This is a genomic window from Pseudoalteromonas sp. S2893 (assembly GCF_005887105.1).
GTDB lineage: Bacteria > Pseudomonadota > Gammaproteobacteria > Enterobacterales > Alteromonadaceae > Pseudoalteromonas > Pseudoalteromonas atlantica.
The window spans coordinates 90,295-109,965 of record NZ_PNCY01000010.1 but is presented as its reverse complement, the minus strand read 5'-3'; the positions used below and the strand labels follow the sequence as shown (position 1 = coordinate 109,965).

Here is a 19,671-nt window from a genome sequence, read left to right as displayed (position 1 = left end):
AGCTAATGACTGCGCAATTTGAACACGTATCCGTATTAATGGACGAAACCATCGATGCTCTTGCAATTAAGCCAGACGGCATATACATGGATGGTACTTTTGGACGTGGCGGACACTCAGGTCAAATACTTGCTCGACTTGGTGAGCAAGGGCGTTTACAGGCCATTGATCAAGACCCACAAGCAATAAAGTCGGCTGAAAAATTTGCCGATGACGCACGATTTGCTATAGCTCACACCCGCTTTTCTAACTTATACGATGTTGCAGAGCAAAACGATCTGTTAGGTAAAGTTGATGGCATTTTATTAGATATTGGCGTGTCCTCACCCCAGCTTGATGACGCAGAGCGTGGCTTTAGCTTTATGAAGGACGGCCCTCTTGATATGCGCATGGACCCAACAAGTGGGCGCAGTGCAGCGCAGTGGCTAGCCGAAGCTGAGCTTGAAGACATTACCCATGTAATTAAAACCTACGGTGAAGAAAAATTTGGTAAGCGTATTGCCCACAAAGTACTTGAGGTAAGAGAGCACACGCCAATTACCACAACCAAGCAACTTGCCGATTTAGTCGATGAAGCGGTGCCTGTTAAAGATAAATTTAAACACCCAGCCACACGTACATTTCAGGCAATCAGAATTTACATAAACAGTGAACTGGAAGAAATTCAAACCGCACTGCAAGCTGCTGTAAAAGTATTAAAGCCAGGTGGACGTTTAGTGGTTATTTCGTTTCATTCACTTGAAGACAGAATTGTGAAGCAATTTATTAGAAAACAGAGTAAGGGAGAAGCGATACCCAGAGGTCTGCCTTTAACCGACGCACAAATAAATAAAAACCTGACGTTAAAAGCAGTGGGTAAAGCTATTAAACCAAGTGCTGAAGAAATTGAGCGTAATCCACGCTCTCGCAGCTCAGTACTTAGGATTGCACAGAGGCTTGGATGAACACTAAAGCGAATCATCGCCAACCCAATTTATTTTTAGAAATATTAAAAGGCCTAGGAGCTAACAAGCTAACCTCGGCCTTGTTGGTTGTGATATTCGCTTCAAGCTTTGCAGTAGTGCAGGTTACGCACTCGGCTCGCGCGCAGCTAATTAAGCAAGATACGCTGCTACAAGAGCGAGATGAGCTCGACCTTGAATGGCGTTATTTACTTGTAGAAGAAGAGTTTTATTCGCAGCATGCGCGCATTGAGGAGGTTGCTACCACACAGCTTCAAATGAAGCGCCCTACCAGTCAGGATGAACAGGTAATAATAATACAATGAGAAATCGCGGCAAAAAACAGGTCAATAACTTAATCACATGGCGCTTTATGTTGGTGTGCACTGTGGTGTTTTTAGTGTTTGTAACACTGGTGTCGCGTGCTGCCTATTTACAAGTTATTGAGCCAGATAAAGCCCGTTCAGAAAGCGATAAACGCACCGTTCGTGTAGAAAAACTACATGTACAACGCGGTATGATCTTCGATCGTCAAGGCAAAGAGCTTGCTGTAAGTGTGCCTGTAGTCAGTGTGTATGCCGATCCTAAAGCATTGCATAAGTCACTTGTTGCTAAAGTTATAAAACAAGCACGTAAAAACGGTGAAGATCATAAAACGCTTGCAGAAAATGCCGCTGAGCTTGATAAGCGTACCTCTGTTTATTATGAAAATGATCTGCGTTGGCGTGAGCTGGCAGATGTATTACGTATCGATCCTAAAAAAATAAATTCGCGTTTATTAAATGATCCCACCCGTCGTTTTGTGTATTTAAAGCGCCAAGTTACACCGGCGGTTGCCAACTACATTAGCCAATTACGCTTACCTGGTATTCATTTGTTAGATGAGTCTAAACGTTATTACCCTGCAGGAGAGGTAACGGCCCACATTATTGGTTTTACAAACATTGATGGAAAAGGCATCGAAGGCATTGAAAAACTCTACGAAAATGCCTTAACAGGCGAAGAAGGCCGTCGCACTATTCGTAAAGATGCCCAAGGCCGCGAAGTTGAAGTATTAGATGAGCGTGAGCGTGTAGAGCCTGAAAATATTCAGCTGAGTATTGATCAACGCATTCAAGCAATTGCTTATAAGGCAGTAAAATCTGCTGTACTCACGTATAAAGCGACATCGGGGTCGGCCATGGTAGTTGATGTTAAAACCGGTGAAGTTTTGGCTATGGTAAATAGCCCATCATTTAATCCAAATAATTTGAACGATGCACAACCACATAAACGCCGTAACCGCGCAATTACCGATTTGTTTGAACCAGGCTCAACCGTTAAGCCACTAGCCATTTTAGCTGGGCTAGACTACGGCGCAATTAAAGCCGACGACACCATTGATACCTACCCAGGTTGGATGCGTTTAGGCGGCAGTTTAGTAAAAGATACCCGTAACCACGGTGAAATGACGCTTCGCGAAATTTTAAAGTATTCATCAAACATGGGCGTGGCAAAGGTAACGCAGCAAGTACCTAAAGATTACTTAGTTGGCTTATATCAAAAAGTGGGCTTTGGTAGCGATACCGGCACAGGCATGGTTGGCGAAAGTAGTGGTTTATTTTATCCAAACCGCCGCTGGTCTGACTTTGAAATTGCCACGTTATCGTTTGGTTATGCTATTTCGGTAAGTACGGCGCAAATGGCCCGTTTTTATACCATGTTAGGCGCCGGTGGGATTAATCGTCCGTTAACGATTTTAAAGCAAGACGGTGTGCCAGAAGGCGAGCGTATTTTTAAACAAAAAGACGTAGAAGCCGTTGTTCACATGATGGAAAGCGTGTTTGAAAAAGACGGTACAGCCCGAAACATAAAAGTAGATGGCTATCGCGCGGCAGGTAAAACCGGTACTTCTAAAAAGGCGGTTGCTGGTGGTTACGGTGATGAATACGTAGGTTATTTTGCAGGTGTAGCACCGGCAAGTAATCCACGCTTGGCTGTGGTAGTGATGATAAATGAGCCCGGTGGCGATGTGTACTATGGAGGTGCCACCGCAGGCCCTGCATTTGCAGAAATCGTCTCTAACGCATTAAGAATATTAAACGTAGCCCCTGATAAGGAAGAAGTGGCTTACGTAAAAGGTAAAGATAACGATGCGTGATTTAAAGGCTATTTTAAAATACATCGAGATAGATGCACCTTCGCAGCTAGTTAAAGATTTACGCCTTGATAGCCGGGATGTAACGCCAGGCGATGTATTTGTGGCTATAAAAGGCCATGCGCTTGATGGCGGACAGTTTATTGCCAAAGCAATTGAAAACGGGGCTACAGCCATTATTGCCGATAGACTGTGCGAATTTGATGTCACTTTTGAGCCACTGTATTTAGTAACCGAGCTTGATAAAAAACTCCCAGAACTAGCGAGTCAATTTTATGAAAACCCAAGCCAATCTCTCGATTTAATTGGTGTAACGGGCACTAATGGTAAATCTACAACAACGGCTATGATGGCGCATTTAGCGCAGTTTTGTAGTACCCCTTCGGCCATTATAGGCACATTAGGTTATGGCCACCCCGATACACTTACGCCACTTATTAATACCACGCCTTCGGCTGTTGACTTGCAGCACATATTGCATGACTTAAAACAGCAGCATAAAAAGCTTGTGGCGATGGAGGTTTCATCGCACGGGTTAGTGCAACAGCGTGTGGCACAATGCCAATTTAAAGCGGCGGTATTTACTAATTTATCGCGCGATCACCTTGATTATCACGGCGATATGGCAAGTTATGGCGACGCTAAGCTTATGCTGTTTCGCGATTTTGACCCACAGCTAGTGGTGCTTAATCAAGACGATGGGCAAGCAGAGCAATGGCTTGAAAAATACAGTTTTAATAATCTTATTTGTTATGGTCGTAAAAATTTAGCACCTAAAAATGCACAGTATGTGTATTTTTCTGATGTTGAGTATTCTAAAAATGGAATTTCGGCGCAATTGAGCACAAGTTGGGGTGATATTAGCGTAACATCGCCTCTATTTGGTGAGTTTAACTTATATAATTTAACTGCGGCACTGGCAACATTGTTGGGGCTAGGTTATCCGCTTGAGCAGTTAGCCGCCGGATGCGCGCATTTGCACCCCGTTGCTGGGCGTATGCAAGCGTTTAGCGAAGTTAATTTACCCACGTGCGTTGTTGATTACGCCCATACGCCTGATGCACTTGCTCTGGCTTTACAAGCATTGCAAAAGCATGTGCCTGGTGGGGTTAGTTGTGTTTTCGGCTGTGGCGGCGACAGAGATAAAGGTAAGCGTGCCTTAATGGCGCAAGCGGCAGAGCAAAATGCAGATAAGGTTATTGTTACCAGCGACAATCCGCGTTCAGAAAACCCAGATGCTATTTTGGCAGATGTGGCAGCGGGTTTATCGCAGCCTGAAAAAGCCCATTTAGAGGCTGATAGAGCAAAAGCCATTCGCTATGCAATAGAAAATGCAAATGCGGATGACGTTATTTTAATTGCCGGCAAAGGCCACGAGGATTACCAAATTATTGGCGATCAACGTATCGACTTTTGCGATCGCAGTTATGTAAAAGAACAACTAAAAAAAGCAGTAAGAGGGATAACTCAATGATCCCAATGGACTTTGATTGGCTGGCAAATGTGCTAGCAACCGATTATCAAGGTGATAATCTCAATGTAGTAAATATTAATACCGATACCCGGAGCATTTGCGACGGTGAGGTGTTTTTAGCTTTAAAAGGGCCTAATTTTGATGGCCATAAATTTATTGCTGACGCTAAACAAAAAGGCGCTATTGGCGTTATTGTTCAGCATAAAGTAGATGTAGATATTGTGCAGTTTGTTGTTAGCGATACCCGTATTGCATTAGGTAATATAGGTGCGGCGGTTATGGCGCAGGTTAACCCAAAAACCATTGCCATTACGGGCAGCGTGGGTAAAACAACGGTAAAAGAAATGTGCGCCGCTATTTTATCGGTGCACGGAGATGTGCTTGCTACAAAAGGTAATTTTAATAACGATATTGGCGTACCACTTACGCTATTACGTTTAGAGCCGCAGCACCGTTTTGCTGTTATAGAGCTTGGCGCTAATCATTTAGGCGAAATTGCATACACTACCGCCATGGCAAAACCCGATGTAGCTGTGGTGTGTAATGTGGCCGCTGCGCATTTAGAAGGCTTTGGTAGTCTAATGGGAGTTGCTAAGGCAAAAGGTGAGATTTTTGATGGCCTAAAAGACGATGGCGTTGCCATTGTTAACTGCGATAGCGAATTTAGCCAATACTGGCTTGATAAATTAAAAGGGCGCACTGTTAAGTGTTTTTCAAGTACTGAAAAACTTGATATTTGGGCTGAAAATATCAGCCTAGATGAAAACGCTCGCGCGAGCTTTTTATTGTGTACACAAGATCAAAAAGTACCAGTAACGCTTGCTCTTCCTGGTAAGCACAACGTGAGCAACGCGCTTATTGCCGCGGCTTTAACCAGCGAGTTTGAGGTATCACTTGAAGAGATAGCCACCGCACTTGCCACCATGGGCGATGTGAAGGGGCGGGTAAATTTAATAAAAGTAACTGATTCACTGACCGTTATTGATGATACCTACAATGCAAATGTTAAGTCGGTAAAAGCAGCAATTGATTTATTAAGTGATATTCAAGGGCACCGTATTTTAGCACTGGGCGATATGGGAGAGCTTGGTGAACAAGCCAGAACTTATCATCAAGAAGTAGGCGAATACGCAAAACAACAAGGCATTGATGAGCTGTATACGCTGGGTGTGTTAAGTAAATACGCAAGCGATGTATTTGATAAGCCAAACCGTCATTTTTCTAACCGCGAAGAGATGCTCAAGCAAATTCAAACCAGTCTTAATAACACAAACAATAAAACCACGCTTGTGGTGAAAGGATCGCGCAGTTCTCGCATGGAATTATTAGTAACCGATTTAGTAAATGGCCAGCAACAAGCCATCAATGGAGTATCATAATGTTAGTTTGGCTGGCAGAGTATTTAACCCAATATTACAGTGGCTTTAATGTTTTTTCGTATTTAACCTTACGTGCCATTTTAGGCATATTAACAGCGTTAATGATGTCGCTTTATTTTGGCCCTAAGCTCATTCGTTCGTTACAAAAAATGCAAATTGGCCAAGTAGTGCGAGATGATGGCCCAGAATCTCACTTATCTAAAAAAGGCACTCCTACTATGGGAGGCTTACTTATTTTAGGCGCCATATTTACCAGCACCTTATTATGGGCTGACTTATCAAACAAATACGTATGGGCAACCTTATTTGTAATTGGCTCATTAGGTTTAGTGGGCTTTATAGATGACTACCGCAAAGTAATACGTAAAGACCCTAAAGGGCTAATTGCTAAATGGAAGTATTTTTGGCAATCGGTTATTGCTCTAGTGGTGGCAACTGCACTGTATGCAACGAGTACACAAGCGTCAGAAACCTCACTCGTGGTGCCATTTTTTAAAGATGTATTGCCACAACTAGGCTTGTTTTACATTGTAATTACTTACTTTGCATTAGTGGGTACTTCAAACGCGGTAAACCTGACTGATGGCTTAGATGGCCTGGCGATTGTGCCGACTATTTTAGTGGCTGCTGCACTGGCGATAATTGCTTATTTAACCGGTAATATTAACTTTTCGGCTTACTTACATATCCCGCATTTACCGCTTGCTAGTGAGCTGGTGGTTGTGTGTACCGCTATTGTTGGCGCTGGGTTAGGCTTTTTATGGTTTAACACATACCCAGCACAGGTGTTTATGGGAGATGTAGGGTCGCTGGCACTTGGCGGCGCGCTGGGCATTATTGCTATTTTAGTACGCCAAGAGCTACTGCTTATTATTATGGGCGGCGTGTTTGTAATGGAAGCTTTATCGGTAATTTTACAAGTGGGCTCATACAAATTACGCGGACAGCGCATTTTTAGAATGGCGCCGATTCATCATCATTACGAGCTAAAAGGTTGGCCAGAGCCACGTGTTATTGTGCGCTTTTGGATAATTTCAATTGTGCTAGTACTTGCTGGCCTTGCGACATTAAAGATTCGATAAATGCAGTATTTAAACGAGATAAAAAACAAACATATAACAGTGCTCGGACTCGGTGTAACCGGTCTGGGCATTGTGCGTTTTTTATTATCTCATGGTTTTGCACCAAAAGTCGTTGATAGCCGTGTTGCGCCACCAGGTATGGATTGGCTAAGCGAGCATGCTCCTGAGCTTAATACGCATTTTGGTGATTTAGGCAGCGCCGCGCTTTGTAAAACCGACATGATCATCATAAGCCCTGGGCTTAGCTTAAAAATTCCCGCAATTGCTCAAGCAATAGAGTCAGGCGTTGAAGTAATTGGTGATGTAGAGCTGTTTGCTCGTATAAATACAAAACCGGTTGTTGCTGTTACTGGCTCTAATGGTAAATCAACCGTTGTTACCTTAGCCTACGAGGTATTAAAAGCAGCAGGTTATAAGGTGGCATTAGGTGGCAATATTGGCACTGCGGTATTGGATTTACTAAGCGATGATTTTGATGTGTATGTGCTGGAGCTTTCAAGTTTTCAGCTGGATACTTGCTCAAGCTTAAAACCAATAAGCGCAGCGGTATTAAATATATCTGAAGATCATTTAGATCGTTACGACAGCTACCAAGCCTATATCGACTCTAAACTAAGTATTTATAACAATGCTGAGCTTTTAGTAACCAACGCAGATGATATTCAAACTAAGCCTATTAGTCGCGCTTTAGCGCCGCAAATGAGCTTTGGCAGCGACCAAGGTGATTACTACTTAGCTGAGCGCAATAATGAGCTGTACTTTATAGTAAAAGGCGAGGCGTACTTACCTGTTAGCACGCTTGCGGTCGTTGGTAAGCACAATCACTTAAATACACTTGCGGTTATGGCGTTATTGAGCCCGTTTGATATTAGTAAAGAACAGTACGCAGCGGCGCTTTCTCAATTCAATGGTTTAGCGCACCGTTGCCAGTTTGTTGATGAGCAACATGGTGTTCAATACTTTAACGACTCTAAAGCCACCAATGTTGGCGCCACTATAGCGGCAATAGATAGTTTGGCCTCAGATCACGAAAACCTGATTGTTATAGCCGGTGGTGATGCTAAAGGCGCTGATTTAAGTGCGTTAAAGCCATATATCAAAAGTCATGTAAAAGCGCTTGTATGCTTTGGTAAAGATGCAGCAGAGCTTGCTGCTTTAACGAGTAAATCGCACTTGGTAAACACAATGCAAGAGGCGGTATCGCTCGCTAAAGTACTTAGCAAGCGCGGTGACATTGTATTACTTGCCCCTGCCTGTGCCAGCATTGATATGTATAACAACTACATGCAACGCGGTGATGACTTTGTGCAATGTGTAATGGAAGGGCAATTATGATTGCCTTTGCCGATTTAAAAGAAACACTCACCCCAAAACCCTCAGCACAGCTTTACGATGTGCCACTGCTTTATTGCATGTTAATGCTTATAGGGGTGGGTTTTATAATGGTGACCAGCGCCTCAATGCCCACAGCCGAAAGGCTGTTTGATAACTCATACCATATTACCATTCGCCACAGCATGTTTTTAGCGATGGCATTTGTTTTATTTTGGATTGCCGCCAGCGTGCCTATGGATTGGTGGAAACGCTCAAACCCGTATTTGTTGCTGCTTGGTATGGTGCTACTTATTGCTGTGTTAATAATAGGCCGCGAAGTCAACGGCGCTAAGCGTTGGATACCCATTGGCCCGGTTGGTTTTCAGGTGGCCGAGGCCGCTAAATTATACTTTTTCAGTTATATAGCAGGCTACTTGGTAAGAAAGCGCGAAGAAGTACAAGAAAATATTAAAGGCTTTGCTAAGCCTATCGCTGTATTTGCGGTATATGCCTTACTTATTTTACTACAGCCCGATTTAGGAACTGTGGTGGTTATGTTTGTAACAACTGTGGGGCTGTTATTTTTGGCCGGCGCAAAGTTATGGCAGTTTTTTGTACTTATTTTAACGGGCGTAGGGCTTGTTGTATTACTGATTATTGTAGAGCCATACAGAATGGCGCGCGTGGTGGGCTTTTTAGACCCTTGGGAAGACCCATTTGGTAAAGGGTATCAGTTAGTGCAGTCGCTTATGGCCTACAGCCAAGGTGGCTGGTTTGGCCAAGGGTTAGGTAACAGCGTGCAAAAGTTACAGTATTTACCCGAGGCACATAACGATTTTATTTTTGCCGTTATAGGTGAAGAGCTAGGCCTAGTAGGTGTAGCAAGTATTTTATGTGTGTTGGCTGTGTTTGTATTTAGGGCGCTTTTAATAGGCCAACAAGCTTTAAAATGTGGCAAAGAATACGAAGGCTATTTTGCGTTTGCTATTGGCATTTGGTTTGCGTTTCAAACCATGGTTAATGTAGGCGCCAGTGCGGGGTTATTACCGACTAAAGGGTTAACCTTGCCGTTTATTTCGTATGGTGGTTCAAGTTTATTAATAATGACGATTGCCACCGGTATTTTATTGCGTGTTGATTTTGAAACTAAAATGGCAACCAAACAAGCCACCTCACGCGGAGGTAAGCGATGAGTAAAAAATTAGTAGTTGTGGCCGGTGGTACAGGCGGGCATATATTCCCAGGTATTGCTGTAGCCGATTATTTAAAAGAGCAAGGCTGGCAAGTAAGCTGGATAGGCACGCCAGACAGAATGGAAGCGGATGTTGTACCAAAGCATAACATTGAGATTGATTTTATTAATGTAAAGGGCGTACGCGGTAATGGCTTAAAGCGCCTTATTAAAGCCCCATTCATGGTACTTAATGCAATATTGCAGGCGCGTAAGGTATTGAAATCTCAGCAACCTGATGTAGTGCTTGCTATGGGCGGCTATGTAACCGGGCCAACCGGCATTGCCGCTAAAAGTTTAGGCATTCCACTGGTGATTCATGAGCAAAATGCAGTAGCAGGAATGAGCAACAAGTGGTTGGCAAAATTTGCTAACAGAGTACTTGCTGCGTTTCCAAGCGCCTTTGCACCAGGGCAAGCCGAATTAGTCGGTAACCCAGTTCGTGCAAGCGTTGCTAATGTAGCTAAACGTGATGTTTCAAGCCCTATTAATATTTTAGTGGTAGGTGGCTCGCTAGGCGCACAAGTGCTTAACCAAACACTGCCAGAGGCGTTTAATTTACTTGCTAAAACAGCGCCAATTAAAGTGTGGCACCAAACAGGTAAAGGCCATATTGAGGGCGTGAAAAGCGCGTATGCGAAAAGCAACATTGCAGATGAAGAGCTAAAAGTTGCTGAATTTATAGATGATATGGACGCCGCCTACGCGTGGGCCGATATTGTTATTTGCCGTGCTGGTGCACTGACTGTTAGTGAAATTGCCGCCGCGGGTAAAATGGCTGTATTTGTGCCGTTTCCACATGCGGTAGACGATCATCAAACCGCCAACGCAAAATATTTAGTAACCGCAAATGGCGCGCTTTTAATGCCTCAGCCGCAGTTTAATAAAGATTCAATAGTTGAGCTATTAAACCCGTATTTGGCAAAGCCTATATTAATTAAACAAATGGCCAGCAATGCTAAGCAGCAAGCCATTTTAGATGCCACAGCAAGCGTTGCCTCGCACTGTGAGCAAGTAACAAATAAGAGAAAATAAGTGAAAGATAAGTCAATACAAGAACAACAAACTCGACCTGCTATGCGTCGAATAGAAACCATCCATTTTATTGGTATTGGTGGTGCGGGTATGGGCGGCATTGCTGAAGTACTGGCTTTTGAAGGCTACCGCATTACAGGCTCAGATATAGCGCACAGCGCAATGACCGAACGCTTAATTAAAGCCGGTGCAGAAGTATTTATAGGCCATCACGAAAACAACGTAAAAGATGCCAACGTAGTTGTTGTTTCAAGTGCTATTGACGAAACAAACCCTGAGATTATTGCTGCAAAAGCAGCGCGTATACCGGTAGTTCGCCGTGCAGAAATGCTTGCCGAATTAATGCGTTTTCGCCATGGCATTGCCATTGCGGGCACACATGGTAAAACCACAACAACCAGTTTAATTGCCAGCATTTATGCTCAGGCAGGGCTTGATCCTACTTTTATCATTGGCGGCTTATTAAATAGCGCGGGCAGTAACGCAAAAGTGGGCAAGAGCGACTTTTTAATTGCTGAGGCAGATGAAAGCGATGCATCGTTTTTGCATTTACAGCCTATGGTATCGGTGATCACCAATATTGAAGAAGATCACATGGAAACCTATGGCGGCAGTCTTGAGAAAATGAAAGACACTTATGTGGACTTTATTCATAACCTGCCATTTTATGGCTTAGCCGTAGTGTGCATAGACTCGCAAGTAGCAAGTGAGCTGATCCCGCGTTTTGGTCGCCCTGTGATCACGTATGGCGAGTCAAAAGATGCCGACTACCGCATGAGCGATTTTAGCCAATCAGCAAGTACTTGTACTTTTACAGTGACACATAAAAGCGGTGAAAGCTTAAGTGCAACGCTTAATATGCCAGGTAAGCACAACGCACTTAATGCCACGGCGGCAATTGCAGTGGCTAAAGATCAAAACATTGCTAACCACGCAATTTTAGAGGCGCTGCAAAAATTTGAAGGCATAGGACGACGCTTCCAGCATTATGGCAATTTTGAAAATGAGCGCGGCAATGTCATGCTGGTGGATGATTACGGACATCACCCATCAGAAGTTGCTGCCACCATTGCAGCGGTACGCGAAGGCTGGCCAGAAAAGCGTTTAGTTATGGTTTATCAACCGCACAGGTTTACCCGTACACGCGATTTATACGAAGACTTTGTAAAAGTATTAGCAGATGTAGATCAACTTTTATTACTTGATGTGTACAGTGCCGGCGAAGAGCCTATTGTTGGCGCAGACAGTAAAAGCCTGTGCCGCAGCTTACGTCAGCGCGGAAAAGAGCCTCTACATGTAGCAACGAGCGCAGAGCTTGCTGGTGTGCTGGCAGATAACTTACAAAATAACGACTTAGTTTTAACGCAAGGCGCTGGTAATATAGGACAATTGGTTAAAACATTAGCGGCAACAGGTATGTCGGTGGAAAAATTAAAGCAAGGTGAAGTATGACGCAAGAAAACGCGCAATTTGGTAAAGTAGCAGTACTGCTTGGGGGTAACTCAGCAGAGCGCGAAGTGTCACTACGTTCAGGGCAAGCGGTGCTTAATGCACTACAAAATGCCGGCGTTGATGCCATTGCTTTTGACCCGCAAAATCGCTCTTTGTGGGAGCTAAAAGAATTAAAGGTAGATCGTGTTTTTATTGCTTTGCATGGCCGTGGTGGCGAAGACGGTACAGTGCAAGGCGCACTTGAATTTATGAACTTGCCATACACGGGCAGCACTGTATTAGGCTCAGCCTTGGCAATGGATAAAGTCCGTTGTAAGCATTTATTTAAATCTGCAGGACTAAGCACAGCGCCTTATGCAGTTGTTGATGCTAAAAAAGGCTTTGATGCAAAAGCTATTATGGATGAGTTTAAAAAAGTAATGGTTAAGCCATCGCACGAAGGCTCAAGCATAGGTATGGCGCAAGCAAGTACCGCTCAAGAGCTTGAAGATGCCCTTACACACGCTTTTAAGTTTGATAGCCAAGTGTTAGTAGAGCAGTGGATAACCGGACGCGAATTTACCGTGACTGTATTAGGCGATGAAGTACAGCCTGTGATTGAAATGACGACTCCAAATGGTTTTTACGATTACCAAGCTAAGTATCAATCAAATACAACACAGTATCATTGCCCTGCAGATTTATCGGCGCAAGATACACAGCACTTACAGGCTATCTCGTTAGAGGCGTTTGATTTAGTGGGGGCAAGCGGCTGGGGCCGTGTAGATGCCATGCAAGATGAGCAGGGGAATTTTTATTTATTAGAAGTAAATACAGTCCCTGGAATGACCGAAAAATCGCTGGTGCCCATGGCGGCAAAAGCAAACGGGGCAACATTTGAGCAATTAGTTGTTCGCATTTTGGGGCAAACGCTTTAATATGCATCCCCTTTTAGAAAAAGCTCAACAGTTAAAACAGCAACTTAACTTTAATTGGTCGCTAATTTTTGGTGTGAGCTTTTTTCTGGTGGTAGTGATTGGGCTCGTGCAAATAACTACCGGTGTATCTGATTGGCTAGTAGAGAACAAAGATGCACAAATAAAGCACTTAACAGTGCTAGGAAAGCCCAAATACACTGACGAAAAGGCCATAATAAAAGCAATAAAACAGGCCGATTTAAGCAGTTTTTTTGAGCTAGATGTAAAACGCGTACAGCAACTGGTAAAAGATTTACCTTGGGTTGCAACCGTATCGGTACGCAAGCAATGGCCCGATACAATACAAGTGTACGTAGTTGAACACGAAGCCGTAGCCCATTGGAATAGCGATTTACTGCTAAACCAAAGTGGCGATGCCTTTGAAGCAAGTAGCGATAAACTCGCCAATGATTTACCGCAACTTTACGGCCCAGAAGGCAGCGAAAAAGAAGCGTGGATTGCCTTTAAGCAATTTGACGAAATGCTAAAGGTAAATGCATTAACGTTAAAAAGCTTAGCCCTTTCGGAGCGTTTTTCGTGGCAGTTATGGTTAGATAATGGTGTGCGCTTAAATTTAGGGCGCAAAGACAAAGCAAAGCGAGTACAGCGGTTTATAGATGTGTACCCGCGCATGGAAAAGCGTGCAGATGCACAAATAGATGCAATAGATTTACGCTATGATACCGGCCTTGCAGTTAGCTATAAGCCTGTGCAAGAACAGCAATTACAAAATAAGAGTAAGGCATGACTAAGTCAGCAGAAAGAAACCTAGTGATTGGATTAGACGTTGGTACCTCAAAAGTGGTGGCCACGGTAGGTGAAATCACCGCAGATAACAAGCTCAGCATTGTTGGTGTGGGCAGCCAAGTATCTCATGGTATGGATAAAGGCGGCGTTAACGATTTAAACTTAGTGTCTGAGTCGATTCGCCGAGCAATAGATGAAGCCGAGTTAATGGCTGATTGTCGTATTAGCTCAGTGTACTTAGGGATTTCTGGCAAGCACATACAATGTCAAAACGAAAGCGGCGTGGTTGCTATTAATAATACAGAAGTAACCGATGAAGACATTGAAAATGTAATTCATATAGCGCGCTCTGTGCCTATTTCGGCCGAGCGTAAAATGCTGCATGCATTACCGCAAGAATACAGCATTGATATGCAAGAGGGCATTAAAAATCCCCTTGGGATGAGCGGTGTACGTATGGAAGCACGTGCACACATTATTACCTGCTCAAACGACATGGCTAAAAACATTGAAAAATGTGTTGAGCGCTGTGGTTTAGAGGTTGATCAGCTTATATTTACCGCACTCGCATCGTGTTACTCGGTTTTAACCGATGACGAAAAAGAGCTTGGCGTAGCGGTACTTGATATTGGTGGTGGTACAATGGATATCACTATTTATATTAATGGGGCATTACGTCATTCTTCGGTTATCCCAGTGGCGGGTAATCAAGTAACCGGTGATATTGCAAAAATATTTCGTACACCTATATCACATGCTGAGTCACTCAAAGTACAATATGCATGTGCAAGTAGCCAAATGGCCAGTAACGAAGACACCATAGAAGTACCAAGTGTAGGCGGGCGACCAGCACGATTAATGTCGCGCCATACTTTATCTGAAGTGGTAGAGCCTCGTTTTAGAGAATTATTTGAATTAGCAATGGAAGAAATTCGTCGCTCAGGTTTAGAAGACCAAATTGCGGCAGGCCTCGTTATTACAGGCGGGACTGCTAAAATGACTGGCGCAATGGAAGTGGCTGAAGACATTTTCCAAATGCCAGTGAGAATAGGCAAACCAATCGGGATAGTTGGTTTGACAGACTACGTAGACGATCCTTCGTACGCAACCGCTGTAGGTTTGTTACAATACGGGCGCACTATGCAATCGATGAATGCACAAAAGTCGAAAGCAGAGGATAATAATAATTGGTGGAACCGCATTACTAAATGGTTCCAAGGCGAGTTTTAAAGTACTCAAGTCGGAGAGTAAACATGTTTGATATGATGGAACAACACAGCGAAGAAGCTGTAATTAAGGTAATTGGCGTGGGCGGTGGCGGCGGTAACGCTGTTGAGCACATGGTAAAACAACAAATAGAAGGCGTGCGCTTTATAGCCGCAAATACGGATGCGCAAGCATTACGTAATTCCGCTGCCGATATTACCGTACAACTAGGCACGCAAATAACCTCAGGGTTAGGTGCAGGTGCAAACCCAGAAGTAGGCCGCGAATCGGCTGAAGAAGATGCAGAAACAATTCGTGCCAGCCTTGAAGGCGCAGATATGGTATTTATTGCTGCCGGCATGGGTGGTGGTACAGGTACTGGTGCTGCACCAGTGGTTGCTAAAATTGCCAAAGAATTAGGTATTTTAACGGTTGCTGTAGTAACGCGCCCTTTTGACTTTGAAGGCAAAAAGCGCGCAGCAGCTGCTGAACAAGGCATTAATGAATTGTCAGAAATTGTAGACTCACTTATTACAATTCCGAACAATAAATTGCTTAAAGTTTTAGGTAAAGGGACTACACTGTTAGATGCCTTCGCTAAAGCAAACGATGTACTTTTTGGTGCGGTTCAAGGTATTGCGGAGCTAATTACACGTTCTGGTTTAATTAACGTGGATTTCGCCGACGTACGTACCGTAATGTCAGCAATGGGTACTGCCATGATGGGCACAGCCTCTGCATCAGGCCCAGATCGTGCTCAAGAAGCTGCAGAAGCGGCTATCTCAAGCCCATTACTAGAAGACGTTGATTTAACCGGTGCTAAAGGTATTTTGGTTAATATTACCGCGGGTATGGACATTGCGATTGAAGAATTTGAAATTGTGGGTAACCACGTTAAAGCGCTAGCGTCTGAAAATGCAACCGTAGTTGTGGGTGCAGTTATTGACCCAGAAATGAGCGACGAGTTACGTGTAACTGTTGTTGCTACGGGTTTAGGCGGCGATCGTCGTCCGCAGTTTGGTATTGTTGATAACGGCTTTAAAAAGGCATCAGGTTCTGATGTAGCAAGTTCATCAAACCAATCTAGCAGCATGTACGTACCAAGCTTTGCAAGCCAAGGCACAAGCACTGAAGAAACGACGCCAAGCACGCAAGTAGAAAGCAAAGAACAAGCGCCATCTACTAGCTCAAGCAACACGGCAAGTTCATCAGCGCAAAACAGTAAAAAAGCGGATAAATCAGAAGGCGGAGATTATTTTGATATTCCGGCTTTTTTACGTAAGCAGGCTGATTAACATTTACTAATGCTTTTGTTTGAAATATGTACAAATATTGAAAGGCAAAAGGATTTATGTTAAACTCCGCCGTCTAACTGTAACTGATTTAAAAGTGAGCGAACCTATGATTAAACAGCGTACGATTGCACAAGTAGTCAAAGCCATAGGAATTGGACTTCATAAAGGTGAGAAGGTCACAATAACTCTCCGACCTGCGAGCGCAAATACCGGGATTGTATTTCGTCGTGTCGACCTTGATCCGGTTGTTGATTTTGAAACAACACCTGAAGCCGTTGGTGATACGCAACTGTGTACCTGTTTAATTAACAAAGATGGCGTTCGCTTATCAACGACTGAGCACCTAATTGCAGCGGTTGCTGCAATGGGTATCGACAATTTAATTGTTGAATTAGACAGCTCAGAAGTGCCGATTATGGATGGTAGTGCATTACCGTTCATTTATTTGTTACAAAAAGGCGGCATTGAAGAGCAAAATGTCGCGAAACGCTTTATTCGTATAAAAGAAAAAGTACGTATTGAAGAAGGCGATAAATGGGCCGAAGTAGAACCATATGATGGTTTTCATATCGACTTTGAAATTGCCTTCGATCATCCGGCCATTAATGAAAGCCGCCAGCGCATTGGTTTAGATATTACTGCGCAAAGCTTTACTGAAGAAATTAGCCGTGCACGTACCTTTGGTTTTATGAAAGACATAGAATACATGCATGCTAATAACCTAGCACTTGGTGGCAGCATGGACAGCGCAGTAGTACTTGATGACTTTAAAGTACTAAACCCAAATGGTTTGCGCTACAGCGATGAATTTGTAAAACACAAAATATTAGACTGTGTGGGCGACATGTTTATGACAGGTCATAACCTACTAGGTAAAGTAACGGCTTATAAATCGGGTCACGATTTAAATAATAAGTTACTTCGCAAAATTATGGCAACAGAGTCAGCATGGGAGTGGGCAACATTTGAAACGCCTGTTACGATGCCTGCACCCGGCCTTGAATTAGCGACGGCCTAATTTAGTATTTTTTAAAAACATACGCTCACAAACAGTTATAAAAAATGACGCTTAATAGCGTCATTTTTTTGCCTTAAATTAGCGAGTTGCAGCTAATTACTATTAATTTTTAATAATTAACGCGCAGCTTAAAGCGCTAAAATTGTTGGTAACTGTGCCAGTTCAGTTATGGTGTAGGTTGGGCTTATGCCTGCTGGTAACTGCTCGCCTGGGTGCTGTAGCCAACAGGTATCAATACCTGCATTATTGCCTCCTAAAATATCGCTAGAGGCAGTGTCGCCCACCATTAATATTTTGCTTTTGTCTGGGTTACCCATAAGCTCAAATGTGTGCTCAAAAATAGCCTTGTTAGGCTTAGCAATGCCTACCAGTTCCGAAATAACCAGCCAATCAAACATATTTTCAAGGCCGGTATGCGCTAGGCGCAGGGCTTGCAAACGGGCAAAGCCATTAGTAATAATACCCAATTGTGCATGCGGTTTTAGTGCATTTAGTAAATCGATTGCGCCGGGGAGTGGTTCACAAATTTGTGCCATAGCATCTAAAAATGCATCGTTTAGCTCTTTAGCGGGTACCCCTAATTTTACAGCCCACTCGTTAAAGCGGGTTACTTGTAAGTAATCGGCACTAATTTTTCCATCTTGATAATCTATCCACAGCTGCTTATTAGTTTTTTGGTAATGGATGTAATCAGCTTGAGTAAACTCAATGTTGTACGCTTTAAACATGCGGGTCATCCCCGCTAAAATATCAAACCTGAATAGTGTTTCGTCTGCATCAAACAGTACATAACTGTATTTCATTAATTTTCCTGATAAAGGCTAGGGTGTAAAAAAGGAGCCATAGCTAAGGTAAGCGCTTGGGTGTAGGTGCTTTGGCGAGTGGCATGATTGTTTGTGAGAAGCCCTATCGCGCCGCCTTTTTGCTTAACATTAAGGGTGTTAAATGCTTTATCCATTACATCGCCAAGCTCTTCTCCGCTTAGCAGCGCGTTATATAACACTTGTGGTAACGGCAGGTTACTGCTGCGTCCTATCGCTTGCTCAGAGCCATTATTAATAACAACATAGGCAAAGGTGGCAGCACCATAGCTAAATTGCTCTGCACCGCCTTCCATTGCACAGTAGTAATCTGCTTGGTACATGCTTTTACAGTAAGTAACTCGGTTTTGTGCGCCTATACGGGTTTGTTCCTCGCCAATTGGTTGATCGGGAACATTTGACGGAGCATCAACGCCTTGGCAATCAATTTCGTAACTAGGAAAGTACATTGCAAAAATATGTTTTGCAGCGTTAATTTTTACTGGGTTTTTAGAGCCCACAATAATTTTTAATGAGTGCGACACGTTTTCCCTCACTGTTAGCAAAAGCAGCAGTGTACGTCAGAAGTGTAAATCATAAAAGAGGGGCTAAATGGGTATATCTAAAGGGGCTAGGTTTTCAAGAGCACGCTTTTTAACAATAATGTCTTTAATTAGCGGGGTAAGCACCAGCTCCATTGCTAAACCCATTTTACCGCCTGGCACCACAAGGGTATTTATACGCGACATAAAGCTGCCTTCAATCATTTGTAAATAATACGGAAAATCAACGTCATCAATCCCTCTAAAGCGAATAACTACAAAGCTTTCATCTAGCGAAGGAATATCTTTTGCGCTAAATGGGTTTGACGTATCAACCGTTGGCACACGTTGAAAGTTAATATGGGTGCGCGAAAACTGTGGTGTGATGTGGTTAATGTAGTCATCCATACTGCGTACAATAGAGTCCATTACTTTTTCGCGAGAGTGGCCGCGGTCTTGCGTATCGCGGATCAATTTTTGGATCCATTCAAGGTTAATAATAGGCACCATGCCTATAAGCAGATCCACGTGCTTAGCTACATCATGATCCTGATCAACCACGCCACCGTGTAAGCCTTCGTAAAACATTAAATCAGTGTTTGTTTCAAGATCTTGCCAAGGGGTAAACGTCCCCGGTAATTGATTGTATGGCACTGCTTCGTCAAAGGTATGCAAGTATCGGCGTAACTTGCCTTGGCCTGTTTCGCCGTAGGTACCAAATAAGGTTTCTAATGCGCCAAAGTCATTGGCTTCACGGCCAAAGTAACTTATGTGTTTACCTTCTTGTTGTGCTTCGCGTACTTTTTTATCCATTTCTGGTCGCGTGTAACGATGAAAGCTATCTCCTTCGATAAAAGCCGCATCAATGTTGAGGCTACGAAAAATATGTTTAATTGCATTGGTGGTAGTGGTAGTTCCCGCACCCGACGAACCTGTAATAGCAATGATAGGATGTTTAGCTGACATGTATTTTCTCTTTTTTAGGACCAAGTTAGTTATAAAGAGTTGACTGACTTAGGTCAAGTGACGCCATCGGCAAATAACGTTATCATGAGGTGCTTA

18 protein-coding genes are annotated in these 19,671 nt (G+C 43.5%); 15 read left to right on the top strand and 3 right to left on the bottom strand.

Translation table 11 applies throughout. The features are described from left to right. Nucleotides 1-5: 5 nt before the first annotated feature. The 15 genes from rsmH to lpxC all read left to right on the top strand — a co-directional run bounded on the left by rsmH (nucleotide 6) and on the right by lpxC (nucleotide 17,267). Nucleotides 6-944, top strand: a complete 939-nt coding sequence (gene rsmH / locus CWC04_RS06085; RefSeq protein WP_004589408.1) for a 16S rRNA (cytosine(1402)-N(4))-methyltransferase RsmH — start codon at nucleotides 6-8, stop codon at nucleotides 942-944. Beyond that, a complete protein-coding gene (gene ftsL / locus CWC04_RS06080) occupies nucleotides 941-1,267 on the top strand; it encodes a cell division protein FtsL (RefSeq protein WP_024033306.1) in 327 nt (108 codons plus the stop codon). The genes rsmH and ftsL overlap by 4 nt, the downstream gene beginning before the upstream one ends. Next, nucleotides 1,264-3,081, top strand: coding sequence for a penicillin-binding transpeptidase domain-containing protein (locus CWC04_RS06075; RefSeq protein WP_024033305.1), 1,818 nt, complete (start codon nucleotides 1,264-1,266; stop codon nucleotides 3,079-3,081). Before ftsL ends, CWC04_RS06075 begins: the two co-directional genes overlap by 4 nt. After that, nucleotides 3,074-4,552: a UDP-N-acetylmuramoyl-L-alanyl-D-glutamate--2,6-diaminopimelate ligase gene (gene murE, locus CWC04_RS06070; protein ID WP_138684901.1), complete on the top strand. Its 1,479-nt coding sequence runs from the start codon at nucleotides 3,074-3,076 to the stop codon at nucleotides 4,550-4,552. Before CWC04_RS06075 ends, murE begins: the two co-directional genes overlap by 8 nt. Beyond that, entirely contained in the window at nucleotides 4,549-5,931 is a 1,383-nt protein-coding gene (locus tag CWC04_RS06065) for a UDP-N-acetylmuramoyl-tripeptide--D-alanyl-D-alanine ligase (RefSeq protein ID WP_138684900.1), read from the top strand. The genes murE and CWC04_RS06065 overlap by 4 nt, the downstream gene beginning before the upstream one ends. Then, a complete protein-coding gene (gene mraY, locus CWC04_RS06060; protein ID WP_004589413.1) occupies nucleotides 5,931-7,013 on the top strand; it encodes a phospho-N-acetylmuramoyl-pentapeptide-transferase in 1,083 nt (360 codons plus the stop codon). Before CWC04_RS06065 ends, mraY begins: the two co-directional genes overlap by 1 nt. Next, the gene (murD, locus tag CWC04_RS06055) at nucleotides 7,014-8,348 is read left to right on the top strand and encodes a UDP-N-acetylmuramoyl-L-alanine--D-glutamate ligase (RefSeq protein WP_138684899.1); all 1,335 of its coding nucleotides are present in this window, start codon (nucleotides 7,014-7,016) and stop codon (nucleotides 8,346-8,348) included. Further along, on the top strand, nucleotides 8,345-9,520 hold the full coding sequence (ftsW, locus tag CWC04_RS06050; protein ID WP_004589415.1) for a cell division protein FtsW: 1,176 nt from the start codon (nucleotides 8,345-8,347) through the stop codon (nucleotides 9,518-9,520). The genes murD and ftsW overlap by 4 nt, the downstream gene beginning before the upstream one ends. Beyond that, nucleotides 9,517-10,593, top strand: a complete 1,077-nt coding sequence (murG, locus tag CWC04_RS06045; protein WP_096042299.1) for an undecaprenyldiphospho-muramoylpentapeptide beta-N-acetylglucosaminyltransferase — start codon at nucleotides 9,517-9,519, stop codon at nucleotides 10,591-10,593. The genes ftsW and murG overlap by 4 nt, the downstream gene beginning before the upstream one ends. A gap of 42 nt (nucleotides 10,594-10,635) precedes the next feature. After that, nucleotides 10,636-12,045, top strand: coding sequence for a UDP-N-acetylmuramate--L-alanine ligase (gene murC / locus CWC04_RS06040; RefSeq protein WP_051063459.1), 1,410 nt, complete (start codon nucleotides 10,636-10,638; stop codon nucleotides 12,043-12,045). Further along, on the top strand, nucleotides 12,042-12,962 hold the full coding sequence (locus tag CWC04_RS06035; protein ID WP_126008179.1) for a D-alanine--D-alanine ligase: 921 nt from the start codon (nucleotides 12,042-12,044) through the stop codon (nucleotides 12,960-12,962). Before murC ends, CWC04_RS06035 begins: the two co-directional genes overlap by 4 nt. Nucleotide 12,963: 1 nt before the next feature. Next, the gene (locus tag CWC04_RS06030) at nucleotides 12,964-13,749 is read left to right on the top strand and encodes a cell division protein FtsQ/DivIB (protein ID WP_126008177.1); all 786 of its coding nucleotides are present in this window, start codon (nucleotides 12,964-12,966) and stop codon (nucleotides 13,747-13,749) included. Continuing rightward, nucleotides 13,746-14,978, top strand: a complete 1,233-nt coding sequence (ftsA, locus tag CWC04_RS06025) for a cell division protein FtsA (protein ID WP_004589420.1) — start codon at nucleotides 13,746-13,748, stop codon at nucleotides 14,976-14,978. The genes CWC04_RS06030 and ftsA overlap by 4 nt, the downstream gene beginning before the upstream one ends. Before the next feature lie 23 nt (nucleotides 14,979-15,001). Next, the gene (gene ftsZ, locus CWC04_RS06020; protein WP_004589421.1) at nucleotides 15,002-16,249 is read left to right on the top strand and encodes a cell division protein FtsZ; all 1,248 of its coding nucleotides are present in this window, start codon (nucleotides 15,002-15,004) and stop codon (nucleotides 16,247-16,249) included. Between the two features lie 106 nt (nucleotides 16,250-16,355). Next, nucleotides 16,356-17,267 carry a UDP-3-O-acyl-N-acetylglucosamine deacetylase gene (gene lpxC / locus CWC04_RS06015; protein ID WP_004589422.1) on the top strand — a complete coding sequence of 304 codons (912 nt, stop codon included), beginning with the start codon at nucleotides 16,356-16,358 and terminating at the stop codon, nucleotides 17,265-17,267. A gap of 128 nt (nucleotides 17,268-17,395) precedes the next feature. Here lpxC and yjjG read toward each other — a convergent pair whose 3' ends face one another. From yjjG to CWC04_RS06000, 3 genes are all read right to left on the bottom strand, one after another. Further along, the gene (yjjG, locus tag CWC04_RS06010; RefSeq protein WP_054982322.1) at nucleotides 17,396-18,070 is read right to left on the bottom strand and encodes a pyrimidine 5'-nucleotidase; all 675 of its coding nucleotides are present in this window, start codon (nucleotides 18,068-18,070) and stop codon (nucleotides 17,396-17,398) included. After that, nucleotides 18,070-18,612 carry an inosine/xanthosine triphosphatase gene (gene yjjX, locus CWC04_RS06005; RefSeq protein WP_126008173.1) on the bottom strand — a complete coding sequence of 181 codons (543 nt, stop codon included), beginning with the start codon at nucleotides 18,610-18,612 and terminating at the stop codon, nucleotides 18,070-18,072. The genes yjjG and yjjX overlap by 1 nt, the downstream gene beginning before the upstream one ends. 63 nt (nucleotides 18,613-18,675) lie before the next feature. Next, complete coding sequence (locus CWC04_RS06000) at nucleotides 18,676-19,575, bottom strand: phosphoribulokinase (protein WP_004589425.1); 900 nt, start codon at nucleotides 19,573-19,575, stop codon at nucleotides 18,676-18,678. Between the last annotated feature and the right edge of the window lie 96 nt (nucleotides 19,576-19,671).